At 56.7% G+C, this 13,471-nt stretch carries 16 protein-coding genes and 1 other RNA gene; 12 read left to right on the top strand and 5 right to left on the bottom strand.

The annotated features are described in order from the left end of the window. Positions 1-29 precede the first annotated feature (29 nt). A complete protein-coding gene (locus AB5Y67_RS16735; RefSeq protein ID WP_005356646.1) occupies positions 30-410 on the bottom strand; it encodes a YhcB family protein in 381 nt (126 codons plus the stop codon). 140 nt (positions 411-550) lie between these two features. Between AB5Y67_RS16735 and zapE the strand changes: the two genes are divergently transcribed. The 8 genes from zapE (at position 551) to AB5Y67_RS16695 (ending at position 6,724) form a co-directional block, all read left to right on the top strand. Further along, complete coding sequence (gene zapE, locus AB5Y67_RS16730) at positions 551-1,645, top strand: cell division protein ZapE (RefSeq protein WP_150389842.1); 1,095 nt, start codon at positions 551-553, stop codon at positions 1,643-1,645. A gap of 266 nt (positions 1,646-1,911) precedes the next feature. Then, on the top strand, positions 1,912-2,340 hold the full coding sequence (gene rplM, locus AB5Y67_RS16725) for a 50S ribosomal protein L13 (protein ID WP_005336289.1): 429 nt from the start codon (positions 1,912-1,914) through the stop codon (positions 2,338-2,340). Positions 2,341-2,355: 15 nt separating this feature from the next. Continuing rightward, the gene (gene rpsI / locus AB5Y67_RS16720) at positions 2,356-2,748 is read left to right on the top strand and encodes a 30S ribosomal protein S9 (protein WP_005336286.1); all 393 of its coding nucleotides are present in this window, start codon (positions 2,356-2,358) and stop codon (positions 2,746-2,748) included. A gap of 295 nt (positions 2,749-3,043) precedes the next feature. Then, a complete protein-coding gene (gene petA, locus AB5Y67_RS16715) occupies positions 3,044-3,634 on the top strand; it encodes a ubiquinol-cytochrome c reductase iron-sulfur subunit (protein ID WP_005336284.1) in 591 nt (196 codons plus the stop codon). A 2-nt stretch (positions 3,635-3,636) separates the two neighbouring features. Further along, on the top strand, positions 3,637-4,854 hold the full coding sequence (locus tag AB5Y67_RS16710) for a cytochrome bc complex cytochrome b subunit (RefSeq protein ID WP_005336282.1): 1,218 nt from the start codon (positions 3,637-3,639) through the stop codon (positions 4,852-4,854). Continuing rightward, positions 4,851-5,585 (top strand): cytochrome c1, encoded by a 735-nt coding sequence (locus AB5Y67_RS16705; RefSeq protein ID WP_005336280.1) that lies wholly within the window; start codon positions 4,851-4,853, stop codon positions 5,583-5,585. The genes AB5Y67_RS16710 and AB5Y67_RS16705 overlap by 4 nt, the downstream gene beginning before the upstream one ends. Before the next feature lie 87 nt (positions 5,586-5,672). Then, positions 5,673-6,302, top strand: a complete 630-nt coding sequence (gene sspA / locus AB5Y67_RS16700) for a stringent starvation protein SspA (protein ID WP_005336279.1) — start codon at positions 5,673-5,675, stop codon at positions 6,300-6,302. Next, on the top strand, positions 6,299-6,724 hold the full coding sequence (locus tag AB5Y67_RS16695; RefSeq protein ID WP_005336278.1) for a ClpXP protease specificity-enhancing factor: 426 nt from the start codon (positions 6,299-6,301) through the stop codon (positions 6,722-6,724). The genes sspA and AB5Y67_RS16695 overlap by 4 nt, the downstream gene beginning before the upstream one ends. 43 nt (positions 6,725-6,767) lie before the next feature. Here AB5Y67_RS16695 and dolP read toward each other — a convergent pair whose 3' ends face one another. Genes dolP through AB5Y67_RS16675 form a run of 4 tightly spaced genes read right to left on the bottom strand, consistent with a single transcriptional unit; the run spans position 6,768 to position 10,051 of the window. Next, complete coding sequence (dolP, locus tag AB5Y67_RS16690) at positions 6,768-7,346, bottom strand: division/outer membrane stress-associated lipid-binding lipoprotein (RefSeq protein ID WP_043821894.1); 579 nt, start codon at positions 7,344-7,346, stop codon at positions 6,768-6,770. Between the two features lie 4 nt (positions 7,347-7,350). After that, positions 7,351-7,941, bottom strand: a complete 591-nt coding sequence (locus AB5Y67_RS16685; RefSeq protein ID WP_005336275.1) for an SIS domain-containing protein — start codon at positions 7,939-7,941, stop codon at positions 7,351-7,353. Positions 7,942-7,950: 9 nt separating this feature from the next. Further along, positions 7,951-8,343, bottom strand: a complete 393-nt coding sequence (locus AB5Y67_RS16680; RefSeq protein ID WP_085941981.1) for a YraN family protein — start codon at positions 8,341-8,343, stop codon at positions 7,951-7,953. Further along, positions 8,264-10,051 (bottom strand): penicillin-binding protein activator, encoded by a 1,788-nt coding sequence (locus AB5Y67_RS16675; RefSeq protein WP_223849272.1) that lies wholly within the window; start codon positions 10,049-10,051, stop codon positions 8,264-8,266. The genes AB5Y67_RS16680 and AB5Y67_RS16675 overlap by 80 nt, the downstream gene beginning before the upstream one ends. 199 nt (positions 10,052-10,250) lie before the next feature. Here AB5Y67_RS16675 and rsmI point away from each other — a divergent pair, with 199 nt between their 5' ends. The 4 genes from rsmI (at position 10,251) to rsmH (ending at position 13,468) form a co-directional block, all read left to right on the top strand. Next, a complete protein-coding gene (gene rsmI / locus AB5Y67_RS16670) occupies positions 10,251-11,084 on the top strand; it encodes a 16S rRNA (cytidine(1402)-2'-O)-methyltransferase (RefSeq protein ID WP_123172229.1) in 834 nt (277 codons plus the stop codon). Between the two features lie 157 nt (positions 11,085-11,241). Continuing rightward, positions 11,242-11,628, top strand: an RNA gene (rnpB, locus tag AB5Y67_RS16665) — RNase P RNA component class A. A gap of 442 nt (positions 11,629-12,070) precedes the next feature. Then, positions 12,071-12,529 carry a division/cell wall cluster transcriptional repressor MraZ gene (gene mraZ / locus AB5Y67_RS16660; RefSeq protein ID WP_013723406.1) on the top strand — a complete coding sequence of 153 codons (459 nt, stop codon included), beginning with the start codon at positions 12,071-12,073 and terminating at the stop codon, positions 12,527-12,529. Further along, positions 12,530-13,468 (top strand): 16S rRNA (cytosine(1402)-N(4))-methyltransferase RsmH, encoded by a 939-nt coding sequence (gene rsmH, locus AB5Y67_RS16655; protein WP_005336168.1) that lies wholly within the window; start codon positions 12,530-12,532, stop codon positions 13,466-13,468. It abuts the gene before it with no gap. Positions 13,469-13,471 lie beyond the last annotated feature (3 nt).

Raw genomic sequence — 13,471 nt, 5'->3', positions numbered from 1 at the left:
CGGGACTGGCCAATTAGTTCCGCGAGGAACTAGTTTGGTTGCTTGAGCAGTCCGGAAGAGGCGCCAGCATAGTCGCGAGGCGGAACGCCCGGCTCTTCTGCCACATTGGCAGGGGCTTCTTCTACCAATGATTCGCGGAACAGCGGTTCCTGCGCCTTGGCCAGGAATTTGCTCTGCTCGGCCATGTGGCGATAGAGGGTCTGATACTGCTCGGCCAGTTGCTCCATCAGGGCGGCACTGTCGGCGAAGTGGGTGTTGATCTGGCCCTGATAACTCTCGAGCTCCTTGTGGGCCTTCTTCAGTTCCTGTTCGAGACGGCCAGCATCGCGGCTACGCACCGAAAAACGGCCGAGAACGATACCGATAATCAAGGCCGCGACAGCCAGCAGGATCCCAGTTAACAGACTCATAGATGCTCCTTGTTACAGCTAAAACAGAGTGGGTTTATGCGGTCGTCATAACCGCCATGCCTTGATGGCACTATACCGTGCGTCCTGAGGCCGTGATACCATTTTGTCCTCGATTCAGGGACTTGGAGAGGCGCTCAAGGATGACACCGCAGCAAAAATACCAGCAGGATCTGCTGCGCCCCGGCTTTGTGGCCGACCCCGCACAGGGGATGGCCATTAGCAGGCTGGAGCGACTGTATCAGGATTTGCTACGGCGCCCGACTCCGACCAGATCTCGAGGGCTGCTGGGTTGGCTGCAAAAGCCCAAGCCGCCGGAGCCCGTCCTCGGTATCTATATGTGGGGCGGAGTGGGCCGAGGCAAGACCTGGCTGATGGATACTTTTTTCGACAGCCTGCCGGGGACGCGCAAGATGCGCAGCCATTTCCACCGCTTCATGCACCGCATTCACGATGAACTGCAGGGGCTGAGCGGGCAATCCGATCCCCTCAAGCTGGTGGCCAGCAAGCTTGCCAGCGAGACAGACATCATCTGTTTCGACGAATTTTTTGTCTCCGACATCACCGATGCCATGTTGCTGGGCACGCTGTTTCAGGAGCTGTTTGGTCACGGTGTTGTGCTGGTCGCCACTTCAAATATTCCGCCGCAGGATCTTTATCGCAACGGGCTGCAGCGAGCCCGTTTTCTGCCAGCTATCGAGCTGATCGAGCGTCATTGCGAGGTACTTAACGTAGATGGCGGTATCGACTATCGCCTGCGTACGCTGGAACAAGCGGAGATTTATCACTGCCCGCTGGACTTGCAGGCAAAAGCCAATCTTGACCACTATTTTCAGCAATTAACCGGTGGGCACACTGCTTGCGAGGGGACGTTCGAGGTCAATCATCGTCAGCTGAAGTCGCTCGGGATGGGGGAAGGGGTGCTCTATATGGAATTTGAGCAACTTTGCTGTACTCCCCGCTCCCAGAACGACTATATCGAGCTGGCCAGGCTGTTCCATACCGTTCTGCTGGCCAATGTTCAGCCAATGGGCACAGGCACGGATGACGCGGCTCGCCGCTTCATTGCCATGGTCGATGAGTTCTACGAACGGCACGTCAAACTCATCATGTCGGCGGCGGTTCCCATGACAAAACTCTACGGCGAAGGGCTGCTGAATTTCGAATTCAAACGCTGTCTTTCACGGCTTCAGGAAATGCAATCGCACGAATACCTTGCCAGAGTGCACCTTCCTTAGTCACAATACCGCGCCTGCCAGTCGGATGGGCATCTGCGGCAGGTAGGGCCGGGCGACATTTGCTGGTTTCATGGCAGTGAAATTAGCAGGTGATATTTAAGGCAACTTCACTTATAATCGCCCGGCCCACGTTACAGCTGTCGATAAGACAGCAACACTTTAAGCTTTACTTGTATTCGAAGGGGTACAGGTAGGCCATCGTTTGTTGTTTGTGGGAGAGCCCCCATAAGCAATTGGGTCTGTAACAGGTAATTGGGTTTAACTTAATGAAAACTTTCGTTGCCAAGCCAGAAACCGTAAAACGTGACTGGTACATTGTGGACGCAGAAGGTAAAACTCTGGGTCGTATCGCAACCGAGATCGCTGCTCGTCTGCGTGGTAAGCACAAAGCTGAGTACACTCCGCACGTTGACACCGGTGATTACATCATCGTTGTAAACGCTGAGAAGGTACACGTAACCGGTAAGAAATTTACCGACAAAATGTACCACGCTCACTCCGGTTTCCCGGGTGGTATCAAGTCAATCAGCTTCGACAAGCTGATTCAGCGTAAACCGGAAATGGTAATCGAAGCAGCCGTCAAAGGCATGCTGCCGAAAGGTCCTCTGGGCCGTGCCATGTTCCGTAAACTGAAAGTTTACGCAGGCGCCGAGCATGCTCATGCTGCTCAGCAACCTCAAGTACTGGATATCTAATCGGGAACTGGCAACATGGCAGAAAATCAATACTACGGTACCGGCCGTCGCAAAAGCTCCACTGCTCGCGTATTTATCAAAGCGGGTAGCGGCAAGATCGTAATCAACCAGCGCTCCCTGGAGCAGTACTTCGGCCGTCCGACTGCCCGCATGGTAGTTCGTCAGCCGCTGGAACTGGTTGAGATGACCGAGAAACTGGACCTGTACATCACCGTTAACGGTGGTGGCATCTCCGGTCAAGCTGGTGCGATCCGCCACGGTATCACTCGTGCTCTGATGCAGTACGACGAAACCCTGCGTTCCGAACTGCGTAAAGCTGGCTTTGTTACTCGTGATGCCCGTAAGGTTGAACGTAAGAAAGTTGGTCTGCACAAAGCTCGTAAGCGTCCGCAGTACTCCAAGCGTTAATTCGCTTTTGGTACTCACTCTTTCGAGTGTCAAAAAAGCCTGGCAACCGCCAGGCTTTTTTTATTGGTAATATTACCGACATCAATGCTAACCACGCGTCACAAAAGACAAAAAATTGTTTCTTTATTGTTTTCATTGCTCATCGCTCTTTCTTGTCAAGTTGTTATCTTTTCTTTAAAATTTCCCCTGTTTTCTGTGGCAATTGTAAATCCAGCTTCCGCCGCTGTTGTCACGGGAAAAATGGGGAACAGGGACACTATAAGAATGTGCGGAGTCCACATGGGAGAGTTTTTGGATGAGCAATGCGCCAGTTGATACCGGTCGCCGCAGATTTCTTACCTGGTCAACGGTTGCCGTTGGTGGGGTAGGAGCTGCGTTTACCGCAGTGCCGTTTATAAAGTCATGGAATCCGAGCGCCAAGGCCAAAGCAGCCGGTGCGCCGGTTGAAGTCGATATCAGCAAGTTGGAACCGGGTCAGCTCATCCGTGTCGAGTGGCGAGGCAAGCCTGTCTGGGTGGTGAAACGCACCAAACAGACGCTGGATGCCTTGGCCGCGCATGATGACAAGCTGCGGGATCCCTCATCTGAAGAGCCGCAGCAGCCTGACTATGCCCATAACGGGTACAGATCGATAAAGCCCGAAATTTTTGTCGCGGTCGGTATTTGCACCCACTTGGGGTGTTCACCTTCCTATCTGCCTGACAGCTTTGGCGAGCAGGTGCAGGGCGTTACGTCCGGCTTCTTCTGCCCGTGCCATGGCTCCAAGTTCGACATGGCCGGCCGTGTGTTCCAGGGGGTGCCTGCACCGCTGAACCTGGTCATTCCGCCCTATCAATTCATTAATGACACCACCATCCAGGTCGGTGCCGATGGCAAGGAGGCCTGACCATGTTGAGTAAACTGATGGGCTGGATCGATTATCGATTCCCGCTCACGGCCATGTACAACGACCACATGGCCAAGTATCCGGCACCGAAGAATCTGAACTTCTGGTACTTCTTCGGCTCGCTGGCCATGCTGGTGCTGGTCAACCAGATCATCACCGGTATCTGGCTGACCATGAACTACAACCCCTCCGCGGAAGGTGCGTTTGCCTCCGTGGAGTACATCATGCGCGATGTGGAGTACGGCTGGTTGCTGCGTTACATGCACTCAACCGGTGCGTCTGCATTCTTCATCGTGGTCTACATGCACATGTTCCGCGGCATGATCTATGGCTCTTATCAGAAGCCTCGTGAACTGCTGTGGATCTTCGGCATGCTGATCTTCCTGGTGCTGATGGCGGAAGCCTTTATGGGCTACTTGTTGCCCTGGGGCCAGATGTCATTCTGGGGGGCCCAGGTCATCATCTCGCTGTTTGGCGCCATTCCGGTCATCGGTGACGATCTGACCCTGTGGATCCGCGGTGACTACGTGATTTCCGGTGCGACCCTTAACCGCTTCTTTGCGCTGCACGTCATTGCGTTGCCGCTGGTGCTGGTGATGCTGGTTGCCATGCACATTCTGGCGCTGCACGAAGTAGGATCCAACAACCCGGACGGTATCGACATCAAGAAGCACAAGGACGAAAACGGCTGGCCGCTGGATGCGGTGGCGTTCCACCCTTACTTCACCGTCAAGGATATGATCGGTGTGGCAGGCTTCCTGTTCTTCTTCTGCGCCATCATCTTCTTCAAACCGGATATGTGGGGTTACTTCCTCGAGAAGCCGAACTTTGAAGTGGCCAACGGCCTGAAAACCCCGGAGCACATCGCGCCTGTGTGGTACTTCACGCCGTTTTACGCCATTTTGCGGGCGGTGCCGGACAAGCTGCTTGGCGTCATCATGATGGGTCTCTCCATAGTGGTGCTGTTCCTGCTGCCGTGGCTAGATCGCTGCAAGGTGCGCTCGGTGCGTTATCGCAGCATGCTGCACAAGCTGAACATTGCCCAGTTTGTGGTCTGCTTTATCATCCTGGGGGTGTTGGGGGTGCTGCCATCGACGCCGACGTTGACGCTGGTTGCCCAGATCTGTTCACTGGGATATTTCGGGTTCTTCGTCCTGCTGTTCTTCTATAGCAAGAATGAAAGCACCAAGCCGCTGCCAGAGAGGGTGACATTTAAATGAAAAGAATAATATTTGCAGTGCTGACCCTGCTGCCATCTCTGGTATTTGCAAGTGGCGGAGCTGTTCATCTGGACAAAGCCAATTACGATCTGAGTGACAAGGCATCGCTGCAACGCGGCGCGGCCACCTTCATGAACTATTGCGCCGGATGCCACTCTACCCAGTATCAGCGTTATAACCGGGTCGCAGAAGATCTCGGGATCCCCGAAGATTTGATGAAAGAGAACCTGATTTTCACCGGTGCAAAGGTCGGTGACCTGATGAAGAGCGCCATGTCAGAGAAGGATGCCGCCAAGTGGTTTGGTGCGCCGCCCCCCGATCTGACACTGGTTGCTAGGGTGCGCGGTGCAGACTGGATCTACACCTATCTGCGCTCCTTCTACGTGGATGAGACCCGTCCGTTCGGGGTGAATAACGCCGTGTTCCCGTCCGTGGGCATGCCCCATGTGCTGGAGCCGTTGCAGGGAACCCCCCGTGCAGAGTTCGCTACTCACACGGTCGACGGAGTGGAAACCCAGCAGGTTGTCAGTATCAAATCTGACGGTAATGGTGAAATGGATGACGAAGAGTATGATCAGACGGTACTGGATCTGGTAAACTTCTTGGTCTACTCGGCTGAACCGGTACAACAGGAGCGTGAACGCATGGGCTTCTGGGTGCTTGGTTTCATCGTGATCTTCTTCATCTTCACTGTGCTGTTGAAGAAGGAATTCTGGCGCGACGTTCACTAAGCGACCAGATCCGGGTAATATAATGCACGGCAATGAAGACCAAGATGCTTCATTGCCGTTTCTGCTTTTTAATGACGGGAGGGTTCAATGGCTGTAGCTGCCAATAAGCGTTCGGTAATGACGCTGTTTTCCGGTGCCAACGATATGTTCAGCCATCAGGTGCGTATTGTCCTGGCGGAGAAGGGTGTTAGCGTGGATATCTGCCAGGTTGATCCAGCCAATCTGCCGGATGAGCTGGCCGAGCTGAACCCGTACAACTCTGTACCGACCCTGGTTGATCGTGAGCTGGCACTCTACACCTCGCGCATCATCATGGAGTATCTGGACGAGCGCTTCCCGCATCCGCCCCTGATGCCTGTTTACCCGGTTGCCCGTGGTAACAGCCGTCTGATGATGCACCGCATCGAGCTGGACTGGTACTCCCTGGCCGACAAGATCATGGCCGGTACCGATGCTGAAGCGGCACGCAACGAACTGCGTGACAACCTGCTGGCCATCGCGCCGATCTTCGGTGAAATGCCCTATTTCATGAGCGAAGAGTTCGGTCTGGTGGATTGCTACATGGCACCGCTGCTGTGGCGTCTGCCGAGTCTTGGTATCGACCTGACCGGTCGTGGTGCCAAAGAGCTGAAGGCCTACATGGTTCGTCTGTTCGAGCGTGAGTCCTTCCAGGCTTCCCTGACCGAAGCCGAACGCGAGATCCGTGCTGGCGTATGAGCATGGAACCGACAATGACACCGAGCCGCCCGTACTTGTTACGGGCGTTCTTTGACTGGTTGCTGGACAACGATCTGACCCCTCATTTGGTGGTCAACGTCAACATTCCCCATGTGATGGTGCCGATGCAGTTTGCTCAGGATGGGCAAATTGTACTGAATATCGCGCCCCGAGCCGTGATGCAATTTCACATGGATAACGAGGCTATCAGCTTCAGTGCCCGTTTTGGCGGGGTATCCCAGCAGGTCTATATCCCGATGGCGGCCGTGCTGGCTATTCATGCCCGGGAGAACGGCGTGGGCACCATGTTCCCGCCCGAGCCGGGTTACGATATCTGGCTGGAGCAGGCTGAAGCGCCAGTGGAGCCTGAGCCGGAACCGCCGCGTCCAAGCGGTCGTCCGACCCTGAAGGTGATCAAATAAAAAACGCAGCCGATTGGCTGCGTTTTTTTATGTGCGGTCGGGCTTAGTTCTGGGCGAATTCGAAGGCCTTGATCACGCGCTTCACGCCGGTGACATGGCGGGCGATGTTGACTGCCTGCTCTCCCTCCTGGCGAGTCACCAGACCAATCAGGAACACCTCGCTGTTCTCGGTGACCACCTTGACCTTGGTGCTGTCGAAATTCTTGGTGCCGAACATATCGGCTTTCACCTTGGAGGTGATCCAGGAGTCATTGCTGCGGGTGGTGAAACTGGCAGGTTGGCCGATGCGTAATTCGTTGTAGACGTGGCGCACCCCTTCGATGCGACTGACAATTTTGCCCGCCTCAATCTTGTAAACGTCAGAAGGTGTCTGGCCGACCAGCAGGACGCGGCCATTGTTGCTGTAGACGCTGATCTTGCTGGCTGCGCTGAGGGGTTTGTTGTCGGCCAGCAGATTGGCCGCTTTCAACTCGATGGTCTGGTCATCCCACTGCGCGCCCAGGGTTCGGCGATCGCCAGAGGCCTTGGCAGTCCCTGCGGCGCCGCCAACAACCAGGGCTGCGCAGCCTTGCAGCAGCAGGGTGCTAACCAGCAGACCGAGCAGGATAGTGTGCTTTTTCATGGTTTCAATCTTCCTGTTGCGGGAAAAGTGTCTGGTCGATGAGATCACACAGGCAGTGCAGGGTCAACAGGTTCACTTCCAGAATGCGAGGGCGACGGGCGGAGGGAACACGGATCTCCACATCGTTCGGGCCGAGCAGACCAGCCATTTCGCCACCGTCCCCCCCGCTCAGCACCACTATGGTCATGTCACGGGAGAGGGCAGCCTCGGCGGCCTTGATCAGGCTGCGGCTGTGGCCGGAGGTGGTGATGACCACCAGAATGTCGCCAGGCTGGCCCAGCGCGCGGATCTGCTTGGCGTAGACCTCTTCAAAACCGTGATCGGTGGCGATGGCGCTGATGGTCGCCATGTCCGGGGTCAGGGCCATGCCGGGCAGGGAGGGGCGCTGGGTCTCGTAGCAGTTGACCAGCTCGGAGATGAACAGTTGCGCGAGTGCGGCAGAAGGACCGTTACCGCATGCCAGCACCTTGTGGCCATTGAGCAGGCAGATGGTGATCATCTGGGCTGCAGTATGGATGGCATCCGGCAGCGCTTCGGCGGCGGCGATCTTGGTCTGGATGCTTTCGGTGTAGTTCTCTTTGATGCGGTCAGTCATAGGGTCCTCTTAAAATGCGTTCTGGATCCAGGCTGGCTGGTCGCCCTCGAACGCAATCACATCGAATCGGCAGGCCTGATTGGCCTCGTTGATGGCATGTTGCTTCAAATAGTGGCGCGCTGCCAGCATGATCTTGTGCTGTTTGCTGCGGGTGACCGAGCTGGCGGCCCCGCCATGGCTGCCGGTGGCCCGGTAGCGCACCTCAACAAACACCAGGGTCTGGCCCTGGTGCATGATGAGATCTATTTCACCGCCACGACAGCGGTAGTTGCGAGCTACCGGTTGCAGGCCCCGAGCCTGCAACCAGCGTTCAGCGACTTGTTCAAAGTGCTGTCCCTTGCTCGTTGGTGAGGGGAACAGGCTCGGCAACTGCTGGCGCATCCGTTTCCATAGTTCCTTCATTGGAGGGCTCCTCCAGCTGCTGAACGGCGTTCTCGTCGACCAGTTTGCCGTTCTGGTAGGTGGCCCAGCTCAGCATCCGCACGATATTACCCTGGGCATCCACGCTCAGCTGACCGCTCATGCCGGCCTGCTGCATGCCACCCACCTTGCGCATCTGCTGCAGGTTCTCTGCCAGACTGACGGCATCGTAGCCCATGGCAAACAGGCGCAACAGGTCACCCTGGGTCTGCGGCCAGAGCAGGGCGATCTGCTCGCGCTGTTTCTCGTAGCCGCCCAGCAGCAGCGGCATATCGGCGATATGCATACCGTTGAGCTCGGAGGCGACCTCGGTGGCGGCGCTGTCGTAGCCACGGGAGCTGGTGTAGATGGGCAGGCTGCCCATCGGATTGACCGAGACATCCACGTAGGGCTTGATCATCCGGGTTTCCAGGCTGTTGGCCACCACATATACGGCATCGATGCTGCGCGGTGCGGCATCAGAGAGTTGCACCACTTCACCAGCTCGGGCGGTAGAGCGGCCGCTCAGGGCATTCTTGACCATCCCCTGCACTTCGTTGCGGGCACCGAAGGTGGCAACGACCGGCTTATCCTGGCTCAGGGTAGCCCAGCTCTGCTCGAACGCCTTGATACTGCTGTAACCGATCCGCCCCTGGGCGGCGATCAGCAGCGGTTTACGGTAGCCTTGGGTGTAAAGGTACTGGGCTGCCTGCGCGGCATCTGCGGCGGCAGAGAGGGAGAAGTAGTAGGTGGTGTCGTTGACGACCGGCTTGTCCAGCTCGTTGAGTGCCAGTACCGGCACGGTCGGATTGGCCTTGAGCAGCTCCTCGACCCGGTCTTTCAGCAGCGGGCCGATGATCATGTCAGCCCCTTCCTGAATCGCCTGCTTATAAAGGTCGCCGGTTGACTTGCTCTGGGTGTCGTAGAAGTTCAGGGTGAATTGCCCCTGATTTTCCTTATAAGACATCAGCATACCGTTACGGATGGCGGCGCCCTGCGGCTCCAGATTGCCGGAGAGGGGCAGCAGCACAGCGATCTGTTGCACCGAGGTGCTGGCAGTGGCCGCCAGATCGCCCAATCCTGCCGGCATATCCTTCTGGGCTGGATGGTTGGGGAAGTCGCGCTTCCAGCCTGCCAGTTGGCGGGCCAGCAGGTTCGGCTGGGCGCCAAACTCGTTGACCAGTGCCGCCAGTCGCAACCAGCCGGTGGTCACATCAGGGGCCGGAGCCTCTTCCAGCGCTTGCAGGGTGGAGGGGGTCATGCTTTTGAGCAACGACCAGATTTGCTGATGGTTGGTCGCCTGCTCGCTCTGATTGAGGTAGGGCTCCAGTGCAATCAACGACTTGGCTGCGCCAAACTTGTTGTTGATGTCGAGCTGCAGCACTACGCGCTGGCGATACCAATCCTTTTGGGTATCGGCATCAAGCACCACCTCGGGTTTGCCTTCCAGCAGGATCAGCGCCTGATTGGCGTGGCCTTGCGCCAGCAACAGATGGGCTTGCAGCAGTTGCAACTGCGCCTTCTGAACGGGATCCTTGGCCTGCTTCTGCAATTGCTGGAACAGTGCCGAGGCCGGTTTGGCCTGGCCCAGCGCCAGATAGCTGCGTGCCGCCAGCATCTGCCAGGTAAAGGACTCGGCCGGCTTGGCGGGGTCCACCTGCTCAAGATACCACTGGGCATTCTTGGTCAGATTGGAGAACGCAGAGGGCATGCCTGACTGCCCTGACGGTTGATTGGGCTCCGACGCACAGGCGGCGAGCAGTACTGCCGCGAGTATGATGCCGAAGAGTCGTGATACACTTAGCTGCTTTGTAACCCGGTTCAAGTTCATTCCCCGACCAGTGTTGAAGTTCCCCATAGTGTAAACGGGCCAATATGGCGACACAATTGTCGGGGCACTCGGAGATCCCATGAGTGACATCCCAACCCTGTATATAGTCCCCACTCCGATCGGTAATCTGGCGGACATCACCCAGCGTGCATTGGATATTTTACGCAGTGTCGATCTGGTGGCCGCCGAAGATACCCGTCATACCGGTATCCTGCTCAGCCACTACCAAATCTCGGTGCCGACCTTCGCCCTGCACGATCACAACGAGCAGCAGAAAGCCGATGTGCTGATCGGCCGGATCAAAGAGGGTAAGAGTGTTGCGCTGGTCTCCGATGCCGGCACCCCGCTCATCAGCGACCCCGGTTATCACTTGGTCACCCGCTGTCGTGAAGCCGGGGTCAAGGTGGTGCCGTTGCCCGGCCCTTGTGCCGCCATCACCGCCTTGAGCGCGGCCGGTCTGCCCACTGATCGATTTGCCTTTGAAGGCTTCCTGCCCGCCAAGAGCAAGGGTCGCGATGATCGTCTGCAAGCCGTTATCGAAGATCCCCGTTCGCTGGTGTTTTACGAATCTCCGCGCCGTGTGCAGGATACAGTGGAAGCGATTGCTCGCATTCTCGGTGAGCGTCAGGTGGTGGTGTGCCGTGAGCTGACCAAGACCTTCGAGTCGATCCACGGTCTGCCAGCCTCTGAAATGCTGACCTGGCTTGGTGAGGATGACAACCGCTGCCGCGGCGAGATCGTGCTGGTCGTGGCTGGTGCCTCCAAAGATGAAGAAGATCTGCCAGCCGAGGCGATCCGCACTTTGGGACTGCTGGTGGCAGAGCTGCCACTGAAAAAAGCGGCTGCCCTGACCGCCGAGATCCACGGCGTGAAGAAGAATGCCCTCTATAAATACGGTCTCGAGCACTATTGAGTCGGTGGAATAGGCCGGCAGACTGTTTTTTGACCTGAGCAATCCCTTGTATCGACAATCAGTCAGCCTATAAACGGGGGCCAAAGCGCGATAAATGGCTGTAAACGGGAATTGCCGGTTTACCCCGTGCGTATCGCAAGGCTATAATCCGCGCCTCGGAGTTGGCTGGGCAATCGCTGCTTCGTCGTTGTGTCCCTCGGGACAGACGGGCGGAGGGGAGGAAAGTCCGGGCTTCACAGGGCAGGGTGCCAGGTAACGCCTGGGGGGCGTGAGCCTACGACCAGTGCAACAGAGAGCAGACCGCCGATGGCCCGCAAGGGATCAGGTAAGGGTGAAAGGGTGCGGTAAGAGCGCACCGCGCGACTGGCAACAGTTCGTGGCACGGTAAACTCCACCCGAAGCAAGACCAAATAGGCCCCTATTGGCGCGGCCCGCGTTGGGGGCGGGTAGGTTGCTTGAGCCAGCGAGCGATTGCTGGCCTAGAGGAATGATTGCTACCCGGGGCAACCCGGTACAGAACCCGGCTTACAGGCCGACTCCGACCTCATTCCGAAGAGCCCTGCGATTTATCGCGGGGCTCTTTTTTATGCATGAGAAAATATGGCTTCTTTGGCAGGATATTTTCGACCTTGTCATTTTGAATGAAAATATATGTTTTAAATCAATCGAATAGTTTTGTATTTGGCGCGATGGCAGCGATAGATGGTGATAGAACCCAGGATGGTTGTTCGCACCCACATATTGTGTGTGTTCTCAGTTCATTCACTTATTTCAATTAATCACCAGAGTTTAACGCCAAATAACTTGTGGAAAATCAACCCACTCAATCTGCGGTATGCAATTGCTGCGTCAATATGTTCCCTCTGTCCCATCTCCTTGCTTGAAAAGCCCCCTGCACGTCCTTAAACTTCAAGGTGGGGAAAAGTGGATCAAAGTGGTTTTTAGAGGGGCAATCTGCCTGCTCACTCACCTTCAGGGACTGCAATTTGTTGCGTGGCGCTCATGCCATCAGCCTGGACAGTAAAGGGCGGCTGGCAATTCCGACCAAATTCCGTGATTGGCTGCGCGATGAAAGCGACGGCCAGCTGGTCTGCACCATCGATATTGCCCATCCCTGTTTGCTGCTTTATCCCCTGAATGAATGGGAAGAGGTCGAGCGCAAGCTCAAGACTCTCTCCAGCATGAATCCGCAAGAGCGCCGTTTGCAGCGCCTGCTGCTGGGACATGCAACCGAATGCGAGCTGGATGGCAATGGCCGTCTGCTGCTCAGTCAGCCACTGCGCAACCATGCGGGGCTGGACAAGAAAATCATGCTGGTGGGCCAGCTCAACAAGTTTGAGTTGTGGGATGAAGCCCGCTGGCAACAACAGGTCAATGACGACATCTTGGGTCTGCCCGGGGACGATTGGGCAAGCTCACCACGACTACAGGATTTCTCTTTATAAATGACCCAAGCCGCTGAACACATCACAGTGCTGCTGCACGAAGCCGTTGAAGGTCTGGCCATCAAGCCGGACGGTGTCTACGTCGACGGTACTTTTGGCCGTGGTGGTCATTCTCGTCTGATCCTGCAGCACCTTGGCCCCAATGGCCGCCTGATCGCCATCGACCGCGACCCGCAGGCGATCGCCGAGGCCGCCAAGATCCAGGATCCCCGTTTCGAAATCGTGCATGGCCCCTTCTCCGGCATCGCCTCCTATCTGGATGAGCGCGGTTTGCTGGGCAAGGTGGATGGCTTCCTGCTGGATCTGGGGGTCTCTTCACCTCAGCTGGATGATGCCGAGCGCGGCTTCAGCTTTATGAAAGATGGTCCGCTCGATATGCGGATGGACCCCACCTCCGGCCAGAGCGCTGCCGAGTGGCTGGCCAAGGCCGATGTGGATGACATCGCCTGGGTGCTGAAGACCTTCGGAGAGGAGCGTTTTGCCAAGAAGATCGCCCGCGCCATCGTGCATGACCGTGTGACCGAGCCTTATGTGCGTACCCGCCAACTGGCGGAGATGATTGCCCGGGTCAATCCGAGCAAGGAGAAAGGCAAGCATGCGGCAACCCGCAGCTTCCAGGCCATCCGCATCTATATCAACAGCGAGCTGGACGAGATCGAAACCGCGCTCAACGGTGCACTGGAAGTGCTGGCACCACATGGCCGTCTCTCAGTGATCAGCTTCCATTCGTTGGAAGACCGGTTGGTGAAGCATTTCATCCGCAAGCACGAGAAGGGGCCGGAAGTGCCTTATGGCATTCCGTTGACCGAGGCCCAGCTGGCTGGCGGTCGCAAATTGAAGTCGGTCGGCAAGGCACTCAAGCCTTCTGATCATGAAGTATCTGAAAACAGCCGGTCACGCAGCTCGGTGTTGCGGGTTGCCGAACGGCTGGCGGAGTAAGCG

The organism is Aeromonas sp. s12 (genome assembly GCF_040907925.1).
GTDB lineage: Bacteria > Pseudomonadota > Gammaproteobacteria > Enterobacterales > Aeromonadaceae > Aeromonas > Aeromonas veronii.
The sequence above is the reverse complement of the archived record's forward strand: the minus strand, read 5'-3'. Positions and strand labels throughout refer to the sequence as shown.

What these genes read in the sequence shown, in the direction of transcription:
- AB5Y67_RS16735 (WP_005356646.1), bottom strand. Translation starts at nt 410, where the DNA reads ATGAGTCTGTTAACTGGGATCCTGCTGGCTGTCGCGGCCTTGATTATC.
- zapE (WP_150389842.1), top strand. Translation starts at nt 551, where the DNA reads ATGACACCGCAGCAAAAATACCAGCAGGATCTGCTGCGCCCCGGCTTT.
- rplM (WP_005336289.1), top strand. Translation starts at nt 1,912, where the DNA reads ATGAAAACTTTCGTTGCCAAGCCAGAAACCGTAAAACGTGACTGGTAC.
- rpsI (WP_005336286.1), top strand. Translation starts at nt 2,356, where the DNA reads ATGGCAGAAAATCAATACTACGGTACCGGCCGTCGCAAAAGCTCCACT.
- petA (WP_005336284.1), top strand. Translation starts at nt 3,044, where the DNA reads ATGAGCAATGCGCCAGTTGATACCGGTCGCCGCAGATTTCTTACCTGG.
- AB5Y67_RS16710 (WP_005336282.1), top strand. Translation starts at nt 3,637, where the DNA reads ATGTTGAGTAAACTGATGGGCTGGATCGATTATCGATTCCCGCTCACG.
- AB5Y67_RS16705 (WP_005336280.1), top strand. Translation starts at nt 4,851, where the DNA reads ATGAAAAGAATAATATTTGCAGTGCTGACCCTGCTGCCATCTCTGGTA.
- sspA (WP_005336279.1), top strand. Translation starts at nt 5,673, where the DNA reads ATGGCTGTAGCTGCCAATAAGCGTTCGGTAATGACGCTGTTTTCCGGT.
- AB5Y67_RS16695 (WP_005336278.1), top strand. Translation starts at nt 6,299, where the DNA reads ATGAGCATGGAACCGACAATGACACCGAGCCGCCCGTACTTGTTACGG.
- dolP (WP_043821894.1), bottom strand. Translation starts at nt 7,346, where the DNA reads ATGAAAAAGCACACTATCCTGCTCGGTCTGCTGGTTAGCACCCTGCTG.
- AB5Y67_RS16685 (WP_005336275.1), bottom strand. Translation starts at nt 7,941, where the DNA reads ATGACTGACCGCATCAAAGAGAACTACACCGAAAGCATCCAGACCAAG.
- AB5Y67_RS16680 (WP_085941981.1), bottom strand. Translation starts at nt 8,343, where the DNA reads ATGAAGGAACTATGGAAACGGATGCGCCAGCAGTTGCCGAGCCTGTTC.
- AB5Y67_RS16675 (WP_223849272.1), bottom strand. Translation starts at nt 10,051, where the DNA reads ATGCCCTCTGCGTTCTCCAATCTGACCAAGAATGCCCAGTGGTATCTT.
- rsmI (WP_123172229.1), top strand. Translation starts at nt 10,251, where the DNA reads ATGAGTGACATCCCAACCCTGTATATAGTCCCCACTCCGATCGGTAAT.
- rsmH (WP_005336168.1), top strand. Translation starts at nt 12,530, where the DNA reads ATGACCCAAGCCGCTGAACACATCACAGTGCTGCTGCACGAAGCCGTT.